The organism is Burkholderia sp. WP42 (genome assembly GCF_000745665.1).
Classification (GTDB): domain Bacteria; phylum Pseudomonadota; class Gammaproteobacteria; order Burkholderiales; family Burkholderiaceae; genus Burkholderia; species Burkholderia vietnamiensis.
The window spans coordinates 33,765-56,510 of the sequence record NZ_JQJT01000024.1 but is presented as its reverse complement, the minus strand read 5'-3'; the positions used below and the strand labels follow the sequence as shown (position 1 = coordinate 56,510).

The following is a 22,746-nucleotide window of genomic DNA, read 5'->3' as shown; positions in this document are numbered from 1 at the left end:
TGCGTCACGCGATCCGCTCTTCCGACGCCGGATCGAACAGCACCGCCTTCGACACGTCGAACAGCAGCGACTGCGTCTGCCCCGGCTGCGGGTTCGCGGCCGGATGCACGCGGCTCACGATCCGCTTGCCGTTCACCTGCGCGAACACGTGCGTGTCCGGGCCCGTCGGCTCGGTCACGTCGACGCGCACGTCGATCGGCTGCAGCTTCGACGCCTCGCCGTGATGGGCGTTGCGCGCGTCGGTGATGCGCTCCGGACGCAGCCCGAGGATCACCTCGCGGCCGACGTGGCCGTTCATCCGCTGCGCGTCGAACGGCAGATGCAGCGCGCTGCGCGCGAGGCCCGTGTCGATCTCGAGCGCGACGCCGCTGCCCTGCTCGACGAGCTTGCCGTTGATGAAGTTCATCGGCGGCGCGCCGATGAAGCCCGCGACGAACAGGTTCGACGGCGAATCGTAGATGTCCTGCGGCGCGCCGAATTGCTGGACCACGCCGTCCTTCATCACCGCGATGCGGTCGCCGAGCGTCATCGCCTCGATCTGGTCGTGCGTCACGTAGACGATCGTCGTGCCGAGACGCTGGTGCAGCAGCTTGATTTCGGCGCGCATTTCGATGCGCAGCTTCGCGTCGAGGTTCGACAGCGGCTCGTCGAACAGGAACAGCGACGGATCGCGCGCGAGCGCGCGGCCCATCGCGACGCGCTGCCGCTGGCCGCCGGACAGCTGGCCCGGCTTGCGATCGAGCAGATGCTGGATCTGCAGCATCGCCGACACGCGCTCGACGATCTGCTGCTGCTCGCTCTTCGGCACCTTGCGGATGTTCAGACCGAACGAGATGTTCTCGCGCACCGTCATCGACGGATACAGCGCGTACGACTGGAACACCATCGCGATGTCGCGATCCTTCGGCGACAGGTCGTTGACGACCTTGCCGTCGATGCAGATCTCGCCGCTCGTCACCGTCTCGAGGCCGGCGATCATGTTGAGCAGCGTCGACTTCCCGCAGCCCGACCCGCCGACCAGGATCAGGAACTGTCCGTCCTCGATCTCGATGTCGACACCCTTCAGGACCGGCACCCCGTTCGGGTAGGTCTTGTACACGTCACGGATGGAAAGGCTTGCCATGCTGTGAATCCTCTGTCTCGTCTCGCGCGGCGCACACGGGCGCCGCGTCGGGTTCGTTTCGATGCGCCGCGCGCGCGGCGCGGCCGGTTCGTCGTATCGGATGGAGCCGCTTACCCCTTCACCGCGCCCGCCGTCAGCCCGCGCACGAAGTAGCGGCCGGCGACCACGTAGACGAGCAGCGTCGGCAGCGCGGCGATGATCGCGCCGGCCATGTCGACGTTGTATTCCTTCACGCCCGTCGACGTGTTGACGAGGTTGTTCAGCGCAACCGTGATCGGCATCGAGTCGACGCCGGAGAACACGATCCCGAACAGGAAGTCGTTCCAGATCTGCGTGAACTGCCAGATCAGGCAGACCATGAAGATCGGCAGCGACACGGGCATCAGGATCTTCGTGAAGATCGTGAAGAAGCCCGCGCCGTCGATGCGCGCGGCCTTCACGAGCTCGGCCGGCACGCTCACGTAGAAGTTGCGGAAGAACATCGTGGTGAATGCGATCCCGTACACGACGTGCACGAACACCAGGCCCGGAATCGTGTTCGCGAGGCCGAGCATCCCCTGCAGGCGCGCCATCGGCAGCAGGATCACCTGGAACGGAATGAAGCAGCCGACCAGCATCATCGTGAACAGCGCGTCGGCGCCGCGAAAGCGCCAGTGCGTGAGCACGTAGCCGTTGAACGCGCCGATCAGCGACGAGATCAGCACGGCCGGGATCACCATCTGCAGCGAGTTCAGGAAGAACGGCTTCATGCCGTCGCAGCGCACGCCGGTGCACGCGCCGCTCCACGCCTTCACCCACGGATCGAAGGTCCAGTGCGACGGCGGCGTCAGCAGGTTGCCGGTGCGCAGCTGGTCGAGATCCTTGAACGAGGTCGACAGCATCACGTAGATCGGGAACAGGAAATACAGCGCGAACAGGATCAGCGCCGCATAGATCACTGCCCGGCTGATCGTCATCTTAGGCTGCATTGCGGGTGCTCCTCGATTCCATATACATCAGCGGCACCAGCACCGCGACCACGGTCGCGAGCATCATCACCGACGACGCCGCGCCGAGCCCGAGCTGGCCGCGGTTGAACGAAAACGTGTACATGAACATGGCCGGCAGCGACGACGACGTGCCGGGGCCGCCCGCCGTCAGTGCGACGACCAGGTCGAAGGTCTTGATCGTGATGTGGCAGAGGATCAGCAGCACCGAGAAGAACACCGGGCGCATGCTCGGGATCACGATCTTGCGGTAGATGGTCGGCAGCGTGGCGCCGTCGACCTGCGCGGCCTTGAAGATCTCCGCGTCGACGCCGCGCAGCCCCGCGAGGAACAGCGCCATCACGAAGCCGGTCGACTGCCAGACGGCCGCGATCACGATACAGAAGATGGCCTTGTCCGGATCGTCGAGCCAGCCGAACGAGAAGCTCGTCCAGCCCCAGTCGTGCATCACCTTCTCGAGGCCGAGGCCGGGGTTCAGGATCCACTGCCATGCGGTGCCGGTGACGATGAACGACAGCGCCATCGGATACAGGAAGATCGCGCGCAGCGCGCCTTCGTTGCGGATCCGCTGGTCGAGCAGGATCGCGAGGAACAGCCCGAGCCCGACGCAGATCGCGATGAACGGAATCCCGAACCAGCCGAGGTTGGCGGCGGAGGTCCACCACACGTCGTTCTGGAACAGGTCCGTATAGCGGCCGAAGCCGTCGAATTCGTAGTTCGGCAACAGCCGCGAGTTGGTCAGCGACAGATAGCCGGTAATCAGAATGAAGCCGTAGATGAACACCACGGCGATCGCGAGGCTCGGCGCGAGCACGAGCTTCGGGATCCAGCGATCGGCGAAGGCCGACATCGGCGACGTGCGCCGTGCGACGGCAGCGCCGGATCCGTTTCCGCTAAGAGGGGCAGCCACTTGATTCGACTCCTGGAACGAGGGCGGCGCAGGCCGGGCCGGCGCCGGGTACGGCACGGGCTCGCGGGCGAGCCCGTTTGCTGCACATGCAAAAACGCCCGGCCGACGATGCGCGCGCGGCCGGGCGCCCGTCGCGCGTTACTTGACCTTCGCGGCCTTCGCGAGCGCGGCGACCGCGCTCTTCGAATCCTGCTGCGAGTTCATGAACTTCGTCACGACGTCGGTGATCGCGCCGGCGGTCGCGTCGCCCTGGGCCATCCCGTGCGCGAGCGACGGCACGAACCCGCCCGACTTGATCGCGGTCTGCTCGTCGGCATACGACTTCTTCGCGCAGTCGTCGAACTTGTCCATCTTCACGCCGAGACGCACCGGCACCGAACCCTTCAGCAGGCTGAACTGCTCCTGGAACGCCGGCGTCATGATCGTCTTCGCGAGCGCGAGCTGGCCCGGCGTCGCGTTCTTCTCGCCCTTCTGCTGGAAGAACACGAACGAGTCGACGTTGAACGTGTAAGCGTTCGCGGTGCCCGGCACCGGCGCGCAGATGTAGTCCTTGCCCGCCTTCTTGCCGGCGTTCTCGAACTCGCCCTTCGCCCAGTCGCCCATGAACTGCATGCCGGCCTTGCCGTTGATCACCATCGCGGTCGCGAGGTTCCAGTCGCGGCCGTTGCGGCCGGTGTCGAAGTAGCCCTGGATCTTGCGCACCGTGTCGAACACCGACAGCATCTGCGGCGACGTCAGCGTGGCCTGGTCGAGATCGACCAGCGCCTTCTTGTAGAACGCCGGGCCCTGCGACAGCACGACGTCTTCCCACAGCGTCAGGTCCTGCCACGGCTGGCCGCCCATCGCGACCGGCTGGATGCCCGCGGCCTTCAGCTTGTCGGCGACCGCGAAGAATTCAGGCCAGGTGGTCGGGACTTTCGCGCCGATCTTGTCGAGCGCGGCCTTGTTCACGTAGAGCCAGTTGACGCGGTGCACCGAGAACGGCGCGGCGACCGTGTGGCCCTTGTACTTGATGATCTTGTCGATTTCCGGCGGCAGGTTCTGCTTCCAGTCGGTGGCGGCGGAATCGATGTTGACGAGCACGCCCTGGTCGGCCCAGTCCTGGATCAGCGGGCCCTTGATCTGCGCGGCCGACGGTGCGTCGCCGCTGATCACCTTGGTCTTCAGCGCCGTCATGGCCGCCGCCCCCGCGCCGCCTGCAACCGCGAAGTCCTTCCACACGTAGCCCTGCTTCTGCAGGTCGTCCTTCAGCACGCCGACGGCCTTCGACTCGCCGCCCGAAGTCCACCAGTGCAGCACCGTAACGTTCTCGGCCGCCTGCGCCGCCACGGCGCCAGCCATCAGACCCGCGGCGCAGAGCGCGCCCATGATCGAGCGAACTTTCATTACTTATCTCCTCCAGACTGAATCAACTCTTGAAGTTCCCCGCGGGGAACCGGCTTCTTGATAAACGACGGGGAAATCGAGCCGCGGGACGCATGCAGCGTACGGGGCCGATGACCGGCCGGGCTCTTACAGAAAGCGTGAATCGAGATTCAACGGCGTGTCTCCTCTTTGTGTTTCTGGCCCGCCGCAATGCCGCGACGCGAGCCCGGGGCGACGGCGCGCGAACCATGCGCACCGCCAATGTCCGATAACATTCGGCACAAGGCGCTCCACCGGCGAAGCTCGTGCAGTTCGTCGACCGCACATGTTTTTTTCTTCACCCAGGTGCTACCCCTTGCGGCGGATTGTAGTTAAACTACAATTCAGTGTCAAAAATATTTTTATCGCACTACGGATCGCTTCCCAGCACCCCAACCGGCGGAGACACATGCATACCGATTCCAGCTTTACTTTCGTCCTTTTCGGCGGCACCGGCGACCTGTCGATGCGCAAGATCCTGCCCGCGCTGTTCGAAGCGCACCGCGGCAACATGCTCGCGGAAGGCGGCCGGATCGTCGCCGTCGCGCGACACGAATCGGATCAGGCCGGCTATCTCGAATGGGTCGACACGCACGTGAAACCGCACGCGGTGAAGGCGGCCGGCAAGGCGTTCGACGAAAGCGCGTGGAAATCCTTCCTCGCGCGCATCGAATACGTGAAGCTCGATCTCGGCCGCGCGGAAGACTACGTCGTGCTGCGCGACGCGGTGGCGCCGCACGCGGGCATCCGCGTGTTCTATCTGGCGACCGGCCCGTCGCTGTTCGTGCCGATCTGCAACGCGCTCGCGTCGGTCGGCCTGAACGAAGGCGCGCGCATCGTGCTGGAGAAGCCGCTCGGCTACGACCTGCGCTCGTCGAACGCGATCAACGACGCGGTCGGCGAGATCTTCGCGGAAGACCAGATCTACCGGATCGACCACTACCTCGGCAAGGAGCCGGTGCAGAACCTGCTCGCGCTGCGCTTCGGCAACGCGCTGTTCGAGCCGCTGTGGCGCCGCGAATGGGTCGAGAGCATCCAGATCACGATCGCCGAGGAGCTCGGCGTCGAGGCGCGCGGCGATTTCTACGACAATACGGGCGCGCTGCGCGACATGGTGCAGAACCACCTGCTGCAGCTGCTGTCGATCGTCGCGATGGAGCCGCCGCATTCGATGGATTCCGACTCGGTGCGCGACGAGAAGCTGCGCGTGCTGCGCGCGCTGAAGCCCATCGATCCGCGCGACATCGGCAAGGTCGCGGTGCGCGGCCAGTACCATGCGGGCGTGATCAAGGGCGCGCAGGTGCCGGCCTATGCGACCGAGCCAGGCGTGAAGCCCGACAGCCCGACCGAAACCTTCGTCGCGCTGAAGGTCGAGATCGAGAACTGGCGCTGGGCCGGCGTGCCGTTCTTCCTGCGCACGGGCAAGCGTCTGGCCGATCGCGTCGCCGAGATCGTCGTCAACTTCCGGCCGGTGCCGCACTCGGCGCTCGGCGCGCCCGCGCTGCGCCCCGGCTCGAACCGCCTGGTGATCCGGCTGCAGCCGAACGAGACGATTCGCCTGTATTGCCTCGCGAAGCAGCCGGGCGAAGGCATGAACCTCGCGAGCGTGCACCTCGATCTGGCGTTCGACCGGTTCTTCAAGGAAGGGCAGATGGAGGCGTATCAGCGCCTGCTGCTCGACGTGATCAACGGCCGCCTCGCGTTGTTCGTGCGCCGCGACGAGCAGGAAGCCGCATGGCGCTGGGTCGAGCCGATCCTGAATGAATGGGCACGCACGCTGAAGCCGCCGAAGCCGTACGCGGCGGGCACGTGGGGGCCGGCCGCGTCGAGCGCGATGCTCGCGCAGCACGGCACCTGCTGGCTCGAAGAGGAAAACTGATGCAGACCGGTGGCGCGCACACAGGCGCGCGCCACCGTGTCAGATGGTTCACATGAATTGAACAGACAAAGCAGTCCGGAGGAGATGTGATCGAGATCCACGCTTTCGACACCCAGGAAGCGCAAAGTGAAGCGCTCGCACGCGCCGTCGGCGACGCGCTGCGCGCGGCCCTCGCCGGCCCCGCGCGCCCGACGCTCGCGGTGTCGGGCGGCACCAGCCCGCGCCCGTTTCTGCACACGCTGTCGCACACGGCCCTCGACTGGGCCAGTGTCGACGTGACGCTGGTCGACGACCGCTGGGTACCCGAGGACGACCCGGCCAGCAACGCGCAACTCGTGCGCGACACGCTGCTGCAGGACGCGGCGCGCGCCGCGCGCTTCCTGCCGCTCGTCGACACGCGCGTGCCGCTCGACGCGCACGTCGCCGCGCTCAATGCGAACGCCGACCATCGCGTGCCGAACGTCGCGGTGCTGGGCATGGGCGAGGACGGCCACACCGCGTCGATCTTCGCCGACGCGCCCGAATGGCAGCACGCGATCACGACCCGCGAGCGTTTCGTCGCGGTTCATCCCGGCGCCGCGCCGCATGCACGCGTGAGCTTGTCGCTCGATGCGCTCAAGCGCGTCGAGCGACTGTTCCTGCTGATCGCAGGCGCCCGCAAACGCGACGTGCTCGAAGCCGCGGCCGCAACGCTGCAGCACAACGCGATTTCCCAACTGGCCAACGACAAGGGGACCCAGCTCGATGTCTACTGGTGCGCAAAGTAAGGCCGTCGTCGTGGGTCAGCATGCCGACGGCCCGCGCCTGCTCGCGGATGTCGGCGGCACCAACGCGCGTTTCGCGCTGGAAACCGGCCCGGGTGAGATCACGCAGATCCGCGTCTATCCGGGCGCCGATTATCCGACGCTCACCGACGCGATCCGCAAGTATCTGAAGGACGTGAAGATCGCCCGCGTGAACCACGCGGCGATCGCGATCGCGAACCCGGTCGACGGCGACCAGGTCACGATGACCAACCACGACTGGAGCTTCTCGATCGAGGCGACGCGCCGCGCGCTCGGCTTCGACACGCTGCTCGTCGTCAACGACTTCACCGCGCTCGCGATGGCGCTGCCCGGCCTCACCGATGCGCAGCGCGTGCAGATCGGCGGCGGCACGCGGCGCCAGAACAGCGTGATCGGGCTGCTCGGCCCGGGCACCGGGCTCGGCGTGTCGGGCCTGATCCCGGCGGACGACCGCTGGATCGCGCTCGGCAGCGAAGGCGGCCACGCTTCGTTCGCGCCGCAGGACGAGCGCGAGGATCTCGTGCTGCAGTACGCGCGCAAGAAGTTTCCGCACGTGTCGTTCGAGCGGGTGTGCGCGGGCCCCGGCATCGAGATCATCTATCGCGCGCTCGCCGCGCGCGACAAGAAGCGCGTCGCCGCGAGCGTCGACACGGCCGACATCGTCGAGCGCGCGCACGCGGGCGAAGCACTCGCGCTCGAGACGGTCGAATGCTTCTGCGGCATTCTCGGCTCGTTCGCGGGCAGCGTCGCGCTCACGCTCGGCGCGCTCGGCGGCGTCTACATCGGCGGCGGCGTCGCGCTCAAGCTCGGCGAGCTGTTCACGCGCTCGTCGTTCCGCGCGCGCTTCGAGGCGAAGGGCCGCTTCGCGCACTATCTGCAGAACATCCCGACCTACCTGATCACCGCCGAATATCCGGCGTTCCTCGGCGTGTCGGCGATCCTCGCGGAGCAGTTGTCGAACCGCTCGGGCGGTGCGTCGTCGGCGGTGTTCGAGCGGATTCGCCAGATGCGCGACGCGCTGACGCCGGCCGAGCGCCGCGTCGCCGATCTCGCGCTGAACCATCCGCGCTCGATCATCAACGACCCGATCGTCGATATCGCGCGCAAGGCCGACGTGAGCCAGCCGACGGTGATCCGCTTCTGCCGCTCGCTCGGCTGCCAGGGGTTGTCGGACTTCAAGCTGAAGCTCGCGACCGGCCTCACCGGCACGATTCCGATGAGCCACAGCCAGGTGCATCTCGGCGACACGGCCACCGACTTCGGCGCGAAGGTGCTCGACAACACGGTGTCGGCGATCCTGCAGCTGCGCGAACACCTGAACTTCGAGCACGTCGAGAACGCGATCGAGATCCTGAACGGCGCGCGCCGCATCGAGTTCTACGGGCTCGGCAACTCGAACATCGTCGCGCAGGACGCGCACTACAAGTTCTTCCGCTTCGGGATTCCGACGATCGCCTACGGCGACCTGTACATGCAGGCCGCGTCGGCGGCGCTGCTCGGCAAGGGGGACGTGATCGTCGCGGTGTCGAAATCGGGGCGCGCGCCCGAGCTGCTGCGCGTGCTCGACGTCGCGATGCAGGCGGGCGCGAAGGTGATCGCGATCACATCGAGCAACACGCCGCTCGCGAAGCGCGCAACCGTGGCGCTCGAAACCGACCACATCGAGATGCGCGAGTCGCAGTTGTCGATGATCTCGCGGATCCTGCATCTGGTGATGATCGACATCCTCGCGGTCGGCGTCGCGATCCGCCGCGCATCGACCGCCGGCGAACTGCCGGAAGCTGTCGCGCAGGCGCGTGCGCGCGCGAGCGACGACGAAACGGCCGACGTGCTCGACTGGCTGAGCCACGGCGCGTCGCCGGCGGCGAAGGACGTCGCGCGCGACTGAGGTGCTCGGCAGCGGTCGGCGGCGCTCGCCGCCGTGCGCGCGCCGCAAAACGAAACGCCACCGCGCGCGCTGCGCCGGTGGCGTTTTTCATGGCGGGCCGCAGCCGCGGCGCGTCGGGCGTCAGGCGTCGGCCTTCACCGGCCGGCCATGCCAGCGCAGCACGAACCAGCGGCCGACGAAACACAGCACGCCGCACACGCCGATCGTCACGCCCATCGCGAACGGCGTGCCGTCCGCAAGCGCGCCGATCGCGACGCTCGCGAGCGCGCCGAGCGCGAGCTGCATCGCGCCGAACACGGCCGCCGATGCGCCCGCGTTGTGCGGATAGCGATGCATCAGGTCGGTCGTGCAGTTGGCGGACAGGATGCCGACCACGCCGACCACGAAGAACAGGCACACGACGATCGACCACAGCCCGCCCCACCCCGTCAGCGCGACGAGCGCGACCGCAAGCGACGCGATGCAGCTCACGAGCGACGCGGCTGCGATGATGCGCAGCGAGCCGACGCTGCCCACCAGCCGCGTGTTCGCGAAGTTGCCGATCATGATGCCGACGACGTTCAGCCCGAACAGCAGCCCGTAGTGCTGCGGCGAGACGTGGAAGTACTCGATGTAGACGAACGGCGTCGCGGTGATGTACGAGAACATCGACGCGAACGCCATCCCGCCGCACAGCATGTGCCCCCACGCGACCGGGTCGGACAGGATGCGCCCGTACGACGCGAACGATGCGAGCACGGCCGCGCTCTTGCGCCGTTCCTTCGGCCAGGTTTCGGGCACGCGCAGGTAGGCGGTCGCCGCGCACAGCGCGCCGAATGACGCCAGCACGACGAACACGCCGCGCCAGCCGGCGAAACGCAGGATCTGGCCGCCGATCAGCGGCGCGAGCAGCGGCCCGACCGCGGTGACGATCGCGACCATCGACAGCACCTTCGCCGCATCGGTCGGCTCGTGCGCGTCGCGCGCGATCGCGCGGGCCAGCACGGACGCAGCGCCCGCGCCGAGCGCCTGCAGGAAGCGCACGAAGATCAGCATGTCGATGGAGCCCGCGACGAAGCAGCCGATGCTCGCGAGCGTGAATAGCGCGATGCCGCCGAGCAGCACGGGCCGGCGGCCCCAGGTGTCGGACAGCGGGCCGTACAGCAGCATGCCGATCGAGAAGCCGGCCATGAAGCTCGTGAGCGTGCGCTGGGCGGCGCCGGCGCTCACGGAGAAGCCGTCGGCGATCGACGGCAGGCTCGGCAGGTACATGTCGGTGGCAATCGGCCCGCAGGCGGCGAGCGCACCGAGCAACAGGATCAGCCGGGCATCGGGCCGGCGCCGGACGACGTGGGACATGGGTATCCGCAATGGGAGCCCGCGCGCAGCGGCGCGCGTGGCGGTGAAGACGACGGAGCGCGCCGCGGGCGGCGCATCGGCCCTTGATTGTACGCGCAACTTTTCGCGCCGCCGGCCGTCGGCCGGTGTCGGCGTAGGGCCGCGAACGCACGCGCTGTGGCTTCGCGCGCGTACGGGCGGGTGTGTGCTTCGCCCGCGCGCCCGCGCCGAGTCGTCTCAATCGTATTAAGCTTGCCGCTCGCCGCTGCCCCCATCCGACCCAATCGACGCACGACCGAACCGATGACCGCCTTCCTGCTGATCTGGAGCCCCAAGAAATGGCCGTGGCCCGAACTGCCCGACGTCGCCGCGCGCGTGAAGGCCGGCGACGCCGTGCACGACGTATGGGGCTGCGGCTTCGCACGCGGCATCGTGCCGGGCGACCGCGTGTTCCTGCACCGCGTCGCGCAGGCGCCGAAAGGCGTGTTCGGCTCCGGCTACGTGACGCGCGCGCCGTACGAGGTGCCCGACGCGACGACCAAGCGCGGCTACCGGCTGTGCATCGACTTCGTCTACGACTGGCTCGTCGACGCGCATCAGGACGTCATGATCCCGCGCGACGCGCTGCGCGTGCATCCGTACTCGGTGCAGACCTGGGATGCACAGAGCTCCGGCACGTCGATCAAGCCGATGGTCGAAGGTCCGCTGGAAAAGCGCTGGGCGGAGCTGACCGGCAAGCGCAAGCCGCGCCGGTAAACGGGTCCATAAGCTGGCCGAGATTCGAGCCGAGAAGCTGGCCGAAAAGCGTGCCGCATCGCCCCGGCCGGCCCTGTGCGCGCCGGCCCGCGTCGCGCGCGCAAAGGCCGCAGCGCGCGCGCCGGGCCCGCCGCGTGCGTCTCCGGTACAATCAGACGATCGTTCCGCCCAGGCGCCGCGGCCCGTGCACGAGGCCCCCGCGCCCTTCTCTCAGGTTTCGCTCATGTCCAACAACCAGATCCTCTTCGAACGCGCCCAGAAGACCATCCCGGGCGGCGTCAACTCGCCCGTCCGCGCGTTCCGTTCCGTCGGCGGCACGCCGCGCTTCGTGGCGCGCGCGCAGGGCCCGTACTTCTGGGACGCCGACGGCAAGCAGTACATCGACTACATCGGCTCGTGGGGCCCGATGATCGTCGGTCACGTCCATCCGGAAGTGCTGGCGGCCGTGCAGCGCGTGCTCGCCGACGGTTTCTCGTTCGGCGCGCCGACCGAGGCCGAGATCGAGATCGCCGAAGAAATCTGCAAGCTGGTGCCGTCGATCGAGCAGGTGCGGATGGTGTCGAGCGGCACCGAGGCCACGATGAGCGCGCTGCGTCTCGCGCGCGGCTTCACGGGCCGCAGCCGCATCGTCAAGTTCGAGGGCTGCTACCACGGCCACGCGGACAGCCTCTTGGTCAAGGCCGGCTCGGGCCTGCTGACGTTCGGCAATCCGACCTCGGCCGGCGTGCCCGCCGACATCGCGAAGCACACGACCGTCCTCGAATACAACAACGTCGCCGAGCTGGAAGAAGCGTTCGGCGCGTTCGGCGACGAAATCGCCGCGGTGATCGTCGAGCCCGTCGCGGGCAACATGAACCTCGTGCGCGGCACGCCGGAATTCCTGAACGCGCTGCGCGCGCTGTGCACGAAGCACGGCGCGGTGCTGATCTTCGACGAGGTGATGTGCGGCTTCCGCGTCGCGCTCGGCGGCGCCCAGCAGCACTACGGCATCGCGGCCGACCTCACCTGCCTCGGCAAGGTGATCGGCGGCGGGATGCCGGCCGCCGCGTTCGGCGGCCGCCGCGACATCATGGCCCATCTCGCGCCGCTCGGCGGCGTGTACCAGGCCGGCACGCTGTCGGGCAATCCGATCGCGGTCGCCGCGGGCCTGAAGACGCTGCAGCTGATCCAGGCGCCCGGCTTCTACGACGCGCTCACCGCGCAGACGAAGCGCCTCGCCGACGGCCTCGCGGCGGAAGCGCGCGCGGCCGGCGTGCCGTTCGCGGCCGACTCGATCGGCGCGATGTTCGGCCTGTACTTCGCCGAGCGCGTGCCGGCGAGCTTCGCGGAAGTCACGAAGAGCGACGTCGAACGCTTCAATCGCTTCTTCCATCTGATGCTCGACGAAGGCGTGTACTTCGCGCCGTCCGCGTACGAGGCCGGCTTCGTGTCGAGCACGCACGACGACGCGGTGATCGACGCGACGCTCGCCGCCGCGCGCCGCGCGTTCGCGGCGCTCGCCGCCTGACCGGGCCCGCGCGCATGTTCTCCGATACCGACTTCGCGCACATGCAACGCGCGCTCGCGCTCGCGGCGCGCGGCATGTATACGACGGCGCCGAATCCGCGCGTCGGCTGCGTGATCGTCAAGGACGGCGACGTGATCGGCGAAGGGTTCACGCAGCCGGCCGGCCAGGATCACGCGGAAGTGCAAGCGCTGAAGGACGCGCGCGCGCGCGGCTGCGACGTGGCCGGCGCGACCGTCTACGTGACGCTCGAGCCGTGCAGCCACTTCGGCCGCACGCCGCCGTGCGCGAACGCGCTGATCGACGCGCGCGTCGCGAAGGTCGTGGCGGCGATGGAAGACCCGAACCCGCAGGTGTCCGGGCGCGGCCTCGGGATGCTGCGCGACGCGGGCATCGACGTACGCTGCGGGCTGCTCGCGTACGAAGCCGGCGAACTGAACATCGGCTTCGTGTCGCGGATGACGCGCGGACGTCCGTGGGTGCGGATGAAGACCGCCGCCTCGCTCGATGCGCGCACCGCGCTGCCGTCCGGCGAAAGCCAATGGATCACCGGCGAGGCCGCGCGTCTCGACGGCCATGCGTGGCGTGCGCGCGCGTGCGCGATCCTCACCGGCATCGGCACCGTGCGCGAGGACAATCCGCTCCTGACCGTGCGCGGCATCGACACGCCGCGTCAGCCGCAGCGCGTGCTGGTGGACAGCCGGCTCGACCTGCCGCTCGACGCCCGGCTGCTCGAAGGCGCGCCGCTGCTGATCTTCTGCGGCCGGCTCGACGCCGCCGGCGAGATCCGCGCGAACGTGCTGCAGTCGCGCGGCGCCGAAGTCGTGTCGCTGGCGAATATGCAAGGCAAGGTCGATCTGCCCGGAATGCTCGCGGCGCTCGGCGCGCGCGGCGTCAACGAGCTGCACGTGGAGGCCGGCCACAAGCTGAACGGTTCGCTGCTGCGCGAGCAGTGCGTCGACGAGCTGCTCGTCTATCTGGCGCCGAGCCTGCTCGGCAGCGACGCGGCCGCGATGTTCGATCTCGCCGCGCCGACGAGCCTCGACGGCCGCACGCGGCTGGCGTTCCACAGCGTCGAGCGGGTCGGCGACGATCTGCGGATCGTCGCGCGCGTCGCGCCGCCCGCGGGCGCCCACTGAACGGCGCCGTCGCCGTCGCGATGCTCACCGGCATCGTCGCGGCCGTCGGCCGCATCGAATCGCTCCGCCCGCTCGGCGCGCCGGCCGACGCCGACGCCTGCGTGCGGCTGACCGTGCACGCAGGCGGCCTCCACCTCCCCGATGGCGCACTCGGCCACAGCATCGCGATCGAGCGGATGATCTGCGCGTCGCAGAGCCTGCACCGGGACTGATGCGACGGGCGCGGGCCCGCGGTCGTCCGATGGCCGTCGGCGGCGCGTGCCGACACCTGGCCAGACGGCCAACGGCGCGCACGCGCCGGCGCGTCGCGCTAAGATGCAACGGCAGCGGATTCGGCGCCACGCCGCGTACCGGCTGCTCCCTTTTCCACCAGGAGTCGTTTCCATGTCCATCTCGATGTATCAGGCTTCGCTGCCCGTCCTGATCCGCGGCCTCACCAACCTGCAGCACATCCTCGGCAAGGCGCAGGCGCATGCGGCCGAGAAGCAGATCGATCCGTCGGTGTTCATCGGCGCACGCCTCTATCCGGACATGCTGCCGCTCGTGCGCCAGGTATACATCGCGACCGACACGGCCAAGGGCTGCGCCGCGCGGCTTGCCGGCGTCGATATCCCGAGCTATCCGGATGTCGAACAGTCGTTCGACGAGTTGCATGCGCGCGTCCAGAAGACGATCGACTATCTGAAGAGCTTCGACGCAGCCCAGATCGACGGCAGCGAAGCGCGCCAGATCGTGCTGAAGATGCGCGTCGGCCCGATCGAGTACACCGGCCAGTCTTACCTGCTGGACTTCGTGCTGCCCAATTTCTTCTTCCACGTGACGACCGCGTACGGCATCCTGCGCCACAACGGCGTCGAACTCGGCAAGCTCGATTACCTCGGCGGCCGCAACGACCACGCTTGATGCCCTGCGTGACGAACACGTGACACCGGGCGCGACGGCCGGCGCAACACCCGGCGCGGCGGCCCGGCCGGCCGTCCTGCCGTCGCGCATTGCAGGTTCGCCTCACGGCCCGGTCGCGCGGCTTTTCGGCGCGCTTGCCGGGCGCGCGGCCCGTGCCAGCCGAAACGCGGTCCGGCTGGCGTAAAATACGCACTTTCCTTTTTCTCGCCCCTTTATGACGCTCGCCTCCACGCTCGACATCATCGCGGAGTTGAAAGCCGGCCGGATGGTGATCCTGGTCGACGAAGAAGACCGCGAAAACGAAGGCGATCTCGTGATCGCCGCCGAGTTCGTCACGCCGGAAGCGATCAACTTCATGGCCCGGTACGGCCGCGGGCTGATTTGTCTGACGTTGACGCAGGAACGCTGCAAGCAGCTGCACCTGCCGCTGATGACCTACCGCAACGGCACCCAGTACGGCACCGCATTCACGGTCAGCATCGAAGCGGCCGAAGGCGTGACGACCGGCATCTCGGCCGCCGACCGCGCACATACGATCGCCACGGCGGTCGCGCACGACGTGCGCCCCGAGCACATCGTGCAGCCGGGCCACGTGTTCCCGATCATGGCGCAGCCGGGCGGCGTGCTGGTGCGCGCCGGCCATACCGAGGCCGGCTGCGACTTCACCGCGCTCGCGGGGCTCACGCCGGCCGCGGTGATCTGCGAGATCATCAAGGACGACGGCACGATGGCGCGCCTGCCCGATCTGCTCGAGTTCGCGAAGGAACACGATCTGAAGATCGGCACGATCGCCGACCTGATCCAGTACCGCAGCCGCACCGAGTCGATCATCGAGCGGATCGCCGAGCGCACGATGCAGACCGCGCACGGCACGTTCCGCGCGGTGCTGTACCGCGACCAGCCGAGCGGCTCGCCGCACATCGCGCTGGTGCGCGGCGCGCCGGCGCCCGACGTCGATACGCCGGTGCGCGTGCACGAGCCGCTGTCGGTGCTCGACCTGCTCGAGACGGGCATCTCGACGCACTCGTGGACGCTCGACGCAGCGATGCGCGAGATTGCGGAGCGCGACCTCGGCGTGATCGTGCTGCTCAACTGCGGCGACACGAAAGAACATCTGATCGACGTCTTCAAGGCGTTCGACGAGGAACAGAAGGCCGCTGCGCTGAAGCGCCGGCCGGTCGATTTCAAGACGTTCGGCATCGGCGCGCAGATCCTGCGTGATGTCGGCGTCGGCAAGATGCAGGTGCTGTCGAATCCGCGCAAGCTGGGCAGCATGTCCGGCTACGGCCTCGAAGTCACGGGCTTCATTCCGATGCCCGGCGACGAAGCCAAGTCCTGCCCGGCGTCCAACGCGTAACCCGCCGCGGCGCTTTCGCCCTATAACCGTTCATCCACACCACGGACCAGATCATGGAAATCGGACAATACCAACCGAATCTCGAAGGCGACGGCCTGCGTATCGGCATCGTGCAATCCCGCTTCAACGAACCCGTCTGCAACGGCCTCGCCGATGCATGCGTCGAAGAACTCGAGCGCCTCGGCGTGTCGGGTGAAGACGTGCTGCTCGTATCGGTGCCGGGCGCGCTGGAAATCCCGCTCGCGCTTCAAAAGCTCGCGGAAAGCGGCCAGTTCGACGCGCTGATCGCGCTCGGCGCGGTGATCCGCGGCGAGACGTACCACTTCGAACTCGTGTCGAACGAAAGCGGTGCGGGCATCACGCGCATCGGCCTCGACTTCAACCTGCCGATCGCGAACGCGGTGCTGACGACCGAAAACGACGAGCAAGCCGTCGCGCGCATGACCGAAAAGGGTCGTGACGCCGCTCGCGTCGCGGTCGAGATGGCGAACCTGACGATGGCGCTCGACCAGCTCGGCGACGACGAAGAAGAAGACGAAGACGACGAAGAGGAGCGCGCATGAAAAAGAGCGCCCGCCGACAATCGCGCGAGCTGGCGACGCAGGGCTTGTATCAGTGGCTGCTGTCGAACGCGTCCTCCGGCGAGATCGACGCGCAACTGCGCGGCGCGCTCGGTTACGACAAGGCCGACAAGGAACTGCTCGAGGCCATCCTGCACGGTGTGATTCGCGAGCACGCGACGCTGGTCGAAGCGATCACGCCGTCGCTGGATCGTCCGATCGACCAGTTGTCGCCGGTTGAACGCGCCGTGCTGCTGATCGCGACGTTCGAGCTCACGCACCATGTCGAAACGCCGTACCGCGTCATCATCAACGAAGCGGTCGAACTCACGAAGACGTTCGGCGGCTCCGACGGCTACAAGTACGTGAACGGCGTGCTCGACAAGCTCGCCGCGAAGCTGCGCCCCGCCGAAACGCAGGCGCGTCGCAACAGCTGATCCGTGTATCGACGGGCGCATACGCGCCCGTTTTTCGTTTCCCCTTCCCCTGCCCGCTCCGCCCGACCGATGAATACCACCGCCGATTCGCTCGTCACGCTCGCCGCACGCGTCGACGCGATCCAGCCGTTCTATGTGATGGAACTGATGAAGGAGGCACAGCGGCTCGAGTCCTCCGGGCGCGATGTTATCCACATGGGGATCGGCGAGCCGGACTTCACCGCGCCGGAGCCCGTCGTCGAGGCGGCCGCGGCTGCGTTGCGCCGCGGGGTCACGCAGTACACGAGCGCGCTCGGCATTGCGCCGCTGCGCGAAGCGATCGCGGCGCACTATGCGCGCGCGTACGGCCTCACGATCAGCCCCGAGCGGATCGTCGTGACGGCCGGCGCATCGGCCGCACTGCTGCTCGCGTGCCTCGCGCTCGTCGGCCGCGACGACGAGGTGCTGATGCCCGATCCGTCGTATCCGTGCAACCGGCACTTCGTCGCGGCGGCCGAAGGCCGGCCGGTGCTCGTGCCGAGCGGCCCGGAAGCGCGCTTTCAGCTCACCGCCGACGACGTCCGCACGCGCTGGGGCAACCGCACGCGCGGCGTGCTGCTCGCGTCGCCGTCGAACCCGACCGGCACGTCGCTCGAGCCGGACGAGCTCAAAAGGATCGTCGAGGCGGTGCGCGCACGCGGCGGCTTCACGATCGTCGACGAGATCTATCAGGGCCTCAGTTACGATGCGGCGCCCGTGTCGGCGCTGTCGTACGGCGACGACGTCGTCACGGTGAACAGCTTCTCGAAGTACTTCAGCATGACCGGCTGGCGGCTGGGCTGGCTCGTCGTGCCGCCGGCGCTGGTCGGCACGTTCGAAAAGCTGTCGCAGAATCTGTTCATCTGTCCGTCCGCGCTCGCGCAGCATGCGGCGCTCGCCTGCTTCGAACCGGCGACGCTCGACATCTACGAAGCGCGCCGCCTCGAATTCAAGCGTCGCCGCGACTTCATCGCGCCGGCGCTCGAACGGCTCGGCTTCAAGGTCCCGGTAATGCCCGACGGGGCGTTCTACGTCTACGCACATTGCGGCGGCGTTGCCCACCCGGCAGCCGGCGACAGCGCCGCGCTCACGCATGCGATGCTGCACGACGCCGGCGTCGTGCTGGTGCCGGGCATGGATTTCGGCGTCCATGCGCCGCGCGACTATATCCGGCTGTCGTATGCGACGGCCTATTCACGGCTCGAGGAAGCGGTCGAGCGGCTGGCCAGGCTGTTCGGCCACCACTGAGCCACGGAACCCGTGGCGCCGCGCCGGCCGGCGGTCCAGCTGCGTCGATACAAATGAAAAAAGCACCCGACCGGGTGCTTTTTCTATTCGTGCGGGTGAAACCTGCGGTCGTTACGCGCCCAGTTCCGAATGCTCGCCGTGCGATTGCTTCGCGGTGTCGACGCTCGCGTCGTCCTGCTGCGCGCCCTTCGGTGCCGCGGTCTTCGCGGCGAGCGGCTGCGCGGCGTCGAGCGTCGCATGCACGCGCTTGGCGCCGCCTGCGGCTGCCGTGACGGCCGCGGTGACGATCGGCTTCGACGCCTGGACCGGCGCCTGCGGTGCATTGACCGGCACGTTGCGGCCGTGCGCCACGTCGCGCAGGCGGCCGCGCTCGGCCATGACCTTCGCGCCGTACGCGTTGTCGTCCGGGTTCGTCGAGCCGTTGTACAGGCGCAGGCCGTTCGCGAGCGAGCCGCCGCGCGCGATGCAGTCCTTCAGCACCAGCGCACCGACCTGCAGGTTCGCGAGCGGCTGCAGCGCGGTATCGGTGCCGCCGAAGTATTCGAACTTGTCGGAATGGACCTTCGACATGACCTGCATCAGCCCCTGCGCGCCGACGCCGCTTTCCGCGTACGGGTTGAAGCCGGATTCGATCGCCATCACCGACAGCAGCAGCAGCGGATCGAGGCCGACGTCGCGGCCGGTCTGGAACGCCGCCTTGACGAGCTGGCCGAGCGGCTCCTGCGCGACCCGGTAGCGGCGCGACAGGTAGGTGGCGACGAGCGCCTGTTCACGGTTCGACGCGAGCGTGCGATCGTCACGGGCGTCGGCCGGAACCCGCTGGGTCGGAATCAGTTTCGCGAGCGCGACCGGCGACGGGCCGTTGCGGGCCGCATCGGCCGCATCGTTCTGCGCGGAGGTTTCAGGCGCGACGTCGAGACCGACGGCGAGTGCGTCCGTTTCGGTCGCGTCTTCCTGCTGCGGCTGCGCGCCGGCGGGCGCGAAGTTCGGCAGCGGATGGCCGGACAGCAGACGGGCCGGACCGGCTTGCATGGCCGCAGATACGATCGGCATCAGCTTTGCGGCGAGGTTCCCGCGCACGGTCGGCACGAGCCAGAGGGCGAGCGCAACTGCGACAGCGAGACAGCCGACAACGCTGAATAAGTGGTGACTGACACGCGTCCCCCGGCGCAGCATGTCGCGCACGAACTGCGCATGCTGCTCTGTGGGACGCCACGATAACCAAGCGTTCATTCAGATCATCTCCCATGAACATGACTCGTGCGGCTCGCTCGGCTCGATGGCGAGACAGAATACGCGCCGCGGAATCACGACGCCGCACGCCTTGGTCGGACGCACAAGCATCGGGGAAACGGTATAAGTACCGTTCGAGGCCACGGTGTAAGAAGGCCAGCACCTTTGCATCTTGTGCAAGGTGGGCACACGCGGTGGCACTCACGCAAAAAACCAGCGTCAGGTGGCGCTGGCCGAGACTACGACTAAAGACCGTCGAAAGACGCCGTGCAGGATTCGGCGGACGGTGACGCGCTGCGTCGAAGATCGGTGATTGGCGGCTCGAAGCCTTTTACCCTGCAACCAATGTGAGCGGATTCTAGCAGGGTTTTATAGATCGTCAACACTATAAAACCTCGAAATTATAACAAAAAGTAATGTTGAAGCAGCCTTCAGATCGCGAGGCCCCTGCCGAAGGGGCTTCCAGCGCGGTCTACTTTTTTCACTCGCGGGCGGGCGCGCGGCGGCGCGGGTAAAATCGGCGATCGATTCGGGGCCGCACCGGCAGTTGCGCCCGCTCACCGTTGCCCGCGTCGCGGGCAATCCGGACCATCTTCATGAAATACAAAGACTTACGAGATTTCATTCAGCGCCTCGAGGCGCTCGGCGAACTGCGGCGCGTCACGCAGCCCGTGTCGCCCGTGCTCGAAATGACTGAGCTGTGCGACCGCGTGCTGCGCGCCGGCGGCCCTGCGCTGCTGTTCAACGCGCCGCCGGGCAATGCGTTTCCGGTGCTCGGCAACCTGTTCGGCACGCCGCGCCGCGTCGCGCTCGGGATGGGCGTCGATGCGGGCGACGACGCCGCGCTCGGCTCGCTGCGCGACCTCGGGCGGCTGCTGTCCGCGTTGAAGGAGCCGGATCCGCCGAAGAGCCTGAAGGACGCCGGCAAGCTGCTGTCGCTCGCCAAGGCCGTGTGGGACATGGCGCCGAAATCGGTGTCGTCGCCGGCATGCCAGGAGATCGTCTGGGAAGGCGCCGACGTCGACCTGCACAAGCTGCCGATCCAGACCTGCTGGCCCGGCGACGCCGGGCCGCTCGTCACGTGGGGCCTCACGGTCACGCGCGGGCCGAACAAGTCGCGCCAGAATCTCGGCATCTACCGCCAGCAGCTGATCGGCCGCAACAAGCTGATCATGCGCTGGCTCGCCCATCGCGGCGGCGCGCTGGATTTCCGCGAATTCGCATTGAGGAATCCGGGCCAACCGTATCCGGTCGCGGTCGTGCTCGGCGCCGATCCGGCCACGACGCTCGGCGCCGTGACGCCGGTGCCCGACACGCTGTCCGAGTATCAGTTCGCCGGCCTGCTGCGCGGCAGCCGCACCGAGCTCGCGAAGTGCCTGACGCCCGGCGTCGACACGCTGCAGGTGCCCGCGCGCGCGGAAATCGTGCTCGAAGGCTTCATTTATCCGCAGCAAGGCACGCCCGCGCCGGCCCCGGCCGGCGCGCCGCCGCGGCCGGCCGGCAATGCGGCGGCCGCGTACGAGCACGCGCTCGAAGGCCCGTACGGCGACCACACCGGCTACTACAACGAGCAGGAGTGGTTTCCGGTGTTCACGGTCGAGCGCATCACGATGCGCCGCGACGCGATCTATCACTCGACCTATACGGGCAAGCCGCCCGACGAGCCGGCCGTGCTCGGCGTCGCGCTCAACGAGGTGTTCGTGCCGCTGCTGCAGAAGCAGTTCACCGAGATCACGGACTTCTACCTGCCGCCGGAAGGCTGCAGCTACCGGATGGCCATCGTGCAGATGAAGAAGAGCTACGCGGGCCATGCGAAGCGCGTGATGTTCGGCGTATGGAGCTTCCTGCGGCAGTTCATGTACACGAAGTTCATCGTGGTCGTGGACGAGGACGTGAACATCCGCGACTGGAACGAGGTGATCTGGGCCATCACGACGCGCGTCGATCCGGTGCGCGACACCGTGATGGTCGACAGCACGCCGATCGACTATCTCGACTTTGCGTCGCCCGTCGCCGGGCTCGGTTCGAAGATGGGGCTCGACGCGACCAACAAGTGGCCGGGCGAGACCAACCGCGAATGGGGCCGGCCGATCGAGATGGACGCGGCCGTCAAGGCGCGCGTGGACCGGCTCTGGCAGGAGATCGGACTTTGATCGGCCCGTGTGCCGGCACACGACGACACGCACCATCGACTCCACCCGAGCAACGACGATGAGCTTTCCACCCGCCTCGATGCTGTCCGACGGCTTCTTCCTGTCGCTGTCGCTGTGTCTCGACATCGGCCTCGTCAACGTCGCGATGCTGTCGCTAACGCTGTCGCACGGCTTTCGGCCGGGCTTCTGGCTCGGCCTCGGCTCGTGCGTCGGCGATCTCGTCTACGCCGCGCTCGCGCTGGCCGGCATGGCCGTGCTGCTGCAGTTCGAGGCCGTGCGCTGGATCGTCTGGATCGGCGGCGGCGCGGTGCTGCTGTTCCTCACGTGGAAGATGGCGCGCGAAGCGATCGCGCCGCCCGCCGATGCCGACGACCGCGCCGGCGACGCACCCGCGCCGCGTGCGAGCGCGCGCCGCAGCTTCGTACGCGGGCTGCTGCTGGCGATGTCGTCGCCGAGCGCGATCCTGTGGTTCGCGGCGGTCGGCGGCGCACTGATCGCGAAAGCCGGCGCGACCACGCCGGCTACGGCTTCGGTGTTCCTGTCCGGCTTCTTCCTCGGCGGCCTCGCGTGGACGCTGTTCATCTGCACGCTCGCGAGCCACGGCCGCAAGCGTGCGGGCGCGGGGCTGATGCGCGCGTGCCATGTCGCGTCGGCGCTGCTGTTCGCGTATTTCTCTTATAGCGTGATCGTCGGCGGCTACCGCGATCTAATCGTTCACGCCGCGTGAGCGCAACGTGCCGCCCACGCGGCATCGGGCGCCTGAAATGAAGAACGGCGCAACGTCCGTCACCGGGCGTTGCGCCGTTCTGCTTCACGCGGCCGTCGCCGCGCGCGACGCGTCAGCGGCGCCAGTAGCCGTGGTGGCCCCACCCGCCATAACCGTGATGCCAGTACGGACGGCCGTAATAGCCGCCGACCACCACCGGCGGCGGCGCATAGTACGCCGGCGCAGGCGCGTAATACACGGGCGGAGGCGGCGGTGCGTAGTAGACGGGCGGCGGCGGCGCGTACACGGGGTATGCCGGCGCAACCGGGATACCGATGCCGACCCCGATCGACACGTGGGCCTGCGCGGCGCTCGCGGCACCCAGGCCGAGCGCGGCGGCGGCGATGAACGGAATGAGCTTTTTCACTTCGATTCTCCTG

Annotated in this window: 21 protein-coding genes; 14 read left to right on the top strand and 7 right to left on the bottom strand. The window is 68.0% G+C overall.

From position 1 onward, the window contains the following. Window positions 1-4 precede the first annotated feature (4 nt). The 4 genes from EX20_RS16200 to EX20_RS16185 form a co-directional block, all read right to left on the bottom strand. Complete coding sequence (locus EX20_RS16200) at window positions 5-1,123, bottom strand: ABC transporter ATP-binding protein (RefSeq protein WP_011883678.1); 1,119 nt, start codon at window positions 1,121-1,123, stop codon at window positions 5-7. 110 nt (window positions 1,124-1,233) lie between these two features. Next, window positions 1,234-2,091, bottom strand: a complete 858-nt coding sequence (locus EX20_RS16195; protein ID WP_011883676.1) for a carbohydrate ABC transporter permease — start codon at window positions 2,089-2,091, stop codon at window positions 1,234-1,236. Further along, window positions 2,081-3,019, bottom strand: a complete 939-nt coding sequence (locus EX20_RS16190) for a carbohydrate ABC transporter permease (protein WP_011883674.1) — start codon at window positions 3,017-3,019, stop codon at window positions 2,081-2,083. The genes EX20_RS16195 and EX20_RS16190 overlap by 11 nt, the downstream gene beginning before the upstream one ends. A 138-nt stretch (window positions 3,020-3,157) precedes the next feature. Further along, window positions 3,158-4,405, bottom strand: a complete 1,248-nt coding sequence (locus EX20_RS16185; protein ID WP_011883672.1) for an ABC transporter substrate-binding protein — start codon at window positions 4,403-4,405, stop codon at window positions 3,158-3,160. Between the two features lie 427 nt (window positions 4,406-4,832). Between EX20_RS16185 and zwf the strand changes: the two genes are divergently transcribed. The 3 genes from zwf (at window position 4,833) to EX20_RS16170 (ending at window position 8,975) form a co-directional block, all read left to right on the top strand. Beyond that, window positions 4,833-6,302: a glucose-6-phosphate dehydrogenase gene (gene zwf, locus EX20_RS16180; protein ID WP_011883670.1), complete on the top strand. Its 1,470-nt coding sequence runs from the start codon at window positions 4,833-4,835 to the stop codon at window positions 6,300-6,302. 86 nt (window positions 6,303-6,388) lie between these two features. Continuing rightward, window positions 6,389-7,069, top strand: a complete 681-nt coding sequence (gene pgl, locus EX20_RS16175; RefSeq protein WP_034194111.1) for a 6-phosphogluconolactonase — start codon at window positions 6,389-6,391, stop codon at window positions 7,067-7,069. Next, window positions 7,047-8,975: a bifunctional transcriptional regulator/glucokinase gene (locus tag EX20_RS16170; RefSeq protein WP_034194110.1), complete on the top strand. Its 1,929-nt coding sequence runs from the start codon at window positions 7,047-7,049 to the stop codon at window positions 8,973-8,975. The genes pgl and EX20_RS16170 overlap by 23 nt, the downstream gene beginning before the upstream one ends. Before the next feature lie 120 nt (window positions 8,976-9,095). Here the strand turns inward: EX20_RS16170 and EX20_RS16165 are convergent, their stop codons facing one another. Beyond that, window positions 9,096-10,313 carry a Bcr/CflA family multidrug efflux MFS transporter gene (locus EX20_RS16165; protein WP_011883664.1) on the bottom strand — a complete coding sequence of 406 codons (1,218 nt, stop codon included), beginning with the start codon at window positions 10,311-10,313 and terminating at the stop codon, window positions 9,096-9,098. A gap of 282 nt (window positions 10,314-10,595) precedes the next feature. Between EX20_RS16165 and EX20_RS16160 the strand changes: the two genes are divergently transcribed. The 9 genes from EX20_RS16160 (at window position 10,596) to EX20_RS16120 (ending at window position 18,214) form a co-directional block, all read left to right on the top strand. Next, entirely contained in the window at window positions 10,596-11,048 is a 453-nt protein-coding gene (locus tag EX20_RS16160) for a hypothetical protein (protein ID WP_011883662.1), read from the top strand. Window positions 11,049-11,271: 223 nt separating this feature from the next. After that, window positions 11,272-12,555, top strand: coding sequence for a glutamate-1-semialdehyde 2,1-aminomutase (hemL, locus tag EX20_RS16155; RefSeq protein WP_014722624.1), 1,284 nt, complete (start codon window positions 11,272-11,274; stop codon window positions 12,553-12,555). A 14-nt stretch (window positions 12,556-12,569) separates the two neighbouring features. Continuing rightward, window positions 12,570-13,691: a bifunctional diaminohydroxyphosphoribosylaminopyrimidine deaminase/5-amino-6-(5-phosphoribosylamino)uracil reductase RibD gene (gene ribD, locus EX20_RS16150; RefSeq protein ID WP_011883658.1), complete on the top strand. Its 1,122-nt coding sequence runs from the start codon at window positions 12,570-12,572 to the stop codon at window positions 13,689-13,691. Window positions 13,692-13,711: 20 nt separating this feature from the next. Beyond that, a complete protein-coding gene (locus EX20_RS16145; protein WP_034194109.1) occupies window positions 13,712-13,903 on the top strand; it encodes a riboflavin synthase family protein in 192 nt (63 codons plus the stop codon). A 172-nt stretch (window positions 13,904-14,075) separates the two neighbouring features. Further along, entirely contained in the window at window positions 14,076-14,594 is a 519-nt protein-coding gene (locus EX20_RS16140) for a DUF1993 domain-containing protein (protein WP_034194108.1), read from the top strand. A gap of 214 nt (window positions 14,595-14,808) precedes the next feature. After that, window positions 14,809-15,951, top strand: a complete 1,143-nt coding sequence (gene ribBA / locus EX20_RS16135) for a bifunctional 3,4-dihydroxy-2-butanone-4-phosphate synthase/GTP cyclohydrolase II (protein WP_011883653.1) — start codon at window positions 14,809-14,811, stop codon at window positions 15,949-15,951. A gap of 53 nt (window positions 15,952-16,004) precedes the next feature. Then, window positions 16,005-16,514: a 6,7-dimethyl-8-ribityllumazine synthase gene (ribH, locus tag EX20_RS16130; RefSeq protein WP_011883652.1), complete on the top strand. Its 510-nt coding sequence runs from the start codon at window positions 16,005-16,007 to the stop codon at window positions 16,512-16,514. Beyond that, on the top strand, window positions 16,511-16,948 hold the full coding sequence (gene nusB / locus EX20_RS16125) for a transcription antitermination factor NusB (protein ID WP_011883649.1): 438 nt from the start codon (window positions 16,511-16,513) through the stop codon (window positions 16,946-16,948). Before ribH ends, nusB begins: the two co-directional genes overlap by 4 nt. 69 nt (window positions 16,949-17,017) lie before the next feature. Continuing rightward, on the top strand, window positions 17,018-18,214 hold the full coding sequence (locus EX20_RS16120) for a pyridoxal phosphate-dependent aminotransferase (RefSeq protein ID WP_034194107.1): 1,197 nt from the start codon (window positions 17,018-17,020) through the stop codon (window positions 18,212-18,214). Between the two features lie 111 nt (window positions 18,215-18,325). Here EX20_RS16120 and EX20_RS16115 read toward each other — a convergent pair whose 3' ends face one another. Then, entirely contained in the window at window positions 18,326-19,447 is a 1,122-nt protein-coding gene (locus EX20_RS16115) for a transglycosylase SLT domain-containing protein (RefSeq protein ID WP_011883645.1), read from the bottom strand. Between the two features lie 596 nt (window positions 19,448-20,043). Here EX20_RS16115 and EX20_RS16110 point away from each other — a divergent pair. Both EX20_RS16110 and EX20_RS16105 read left to right on the top strand, forming a co-directional pair. Then, window positions 20,044-21,600, top strand: coding sequence for a UbiD family decarboxylase (locus EX20_RS16110; protein ID WP_011883644.1), 1,557 nt, complete (start codon window positions 20,044-20,046; stop codon window positions 21,598-21,600). 58 nt (window positions 21,601-21,658) lie between these two features. Further along, window positions 21,659-22,327 (top strand): LysE family translocator, encoded by a 669-nt coding sequence (locus EX20_RS16105; protein WP_014722614.1) that lies wholly within the window; start codon window positions 21,659-21,661, stop codon window positions 22,325-22,327. A gap of 112 nt (window positions 22,328-22,439) precedes the next feature. Here EX20_RS16105 and EX20_RS16100 read toward each other — a convergent pair whose 3' ends face one another. Then, complete coding sequence (locus EX20_RS16100) at window positions 22,440-22,733, bottom strand: hypothetical protein (protein WP_014722613.1); 294 nt, start codon at window positions 22,731-22,733, stop codon at window positions 22,440-22,442. Window positions 22,734-22,746: the final 13 nt, after the last annotated feature.

Excerpts from the sequence above, each read along its gene's own strand:
- EX20_RS16115 (WP_011883645.1), bottom strand. The coding sequence starts at position 19,447 with ATGAACGCTTGGTTATCGTGGCGTCCCACAGAGCAGCATGCGCAGTTC.
- EX20_RS16120 (WP_034194107.1), top strand. The coding sequence starts at position 17,018 with ATGAATACCACCGCCGATTCGCTCGTCACGCTCGCCGCACGCGTCGAC.
- EX20_RS16165 (WP_011883664.1), bottom strand. The coding sequence starts at position 10,313 with ATGTCCCACGTCGTCCGGCGCCGGCCCGATGCCCGGCTGATCCTGTTG.
- EX20_RS16140 (WP_034194108.1), top strand. The coding sequence starts at position 14,076 with ATGTCCATCTCGATGTATCAGGCTTCGCTGCCCGTCCTGATCCGCGGC.
- EX20_RS16145 (WP_034194109.1), top strand. The coding sequence starts at position 13,712 with ATGCTCACCGGCATCGTCGCGGCCGTCGGCCGCATCGAATCGCTCCGC.
- EX20_RS16195 (WP_011883676.1), bottom strand. The coding sequence starts at position 2,091 with ATGCAGCCTAAGATGACGATCAGCCGGGCAGTGATCTATGCGGCGCTG.
- EX20_RS16170 (WP_034194110.1), top strand. The coding sequence starts at position 7,047 with ATGTCTACTGGTGCGCAAAGTAAGGCCGTCGTCGTGGGTCAGCATGCC.
- nusB (WP_011883649.1), top strand. The coding sequence starts at position 16,511 with ATGAAAAAGAGCGCCCGCCGACAATCGCGCGAGCTGGCGACGCAGGGC.
- EX20_RS16110 (WP_011883644.1), top strand. The coding sequence starts at position 20,044 with ATGAAATACAAAGACTTACGAGATTTCATTCAGCGCCTCGAGGCGCTC.
- zwf (WP_011883670.1), top strand. The coding sequence starts at position 4,833 with ATGCATACCGATTCCAGCTTTACTTTCGTCCTTTTCGGCGGCACCGGC.
- EX20_RS16200 (WP_011883678.1), bottom strand. The coding sequence starts at position 1,123 with ATGGCAAGCCTTTCCATCCGTGACGTGTACAAGACCTACCCGAACGGG.
- ribBA (WP_011883653.1), top strand. The coding sequence starts at position 14,809 with ATGACGCTCGCCTCCACGCTCGACATCATCGCGGAGTTGAAAGCCGGC.
- EX20_RS16160 (WP_011883662.1), top strand. The coding sequence starts at position 10,596 with ATGACCGCCTTCCTGCTGATCTGGAGCCCCAAGAAATGGCCGTGGCCC.
- hemL (WP_014722624.1), top strand. The coding sequence starts at position 11,272 with ATGTCCAACAACCAGATCCTCTTCGAACGCGCCCAGAAGACCATCCCG.
- ribD (WP_011883658.1), top strand. The coding sequence starts at position 12,570 with ATGTTCTCCGATACCGACTTCGCGCACATGCAACGCGCGCTCGCGCTC.
- EX20_RS16105 (WP_014722614.1), top strand. The coding sequence starts at position 21,659 with ATGAGCTTTCCACCCGCCTCGATGCTGTCCGACGGCTTCTTCCTGTCG.
- ribH (WP_011883652.1), top strand. The coding sequence starts at position 16,005 with ATGGAAATCGGACAATACCAACCGAATCTCGAAGGCGACGGCCTGCGT.
- EX20_RS16185 (WP_011883672.1), bottom strand. The coding sequence starts at position 4,405 with ATGAAAGTTCGCTCGATCATGGGCGCGCTCTGCGCCGCGGGTCTGATG.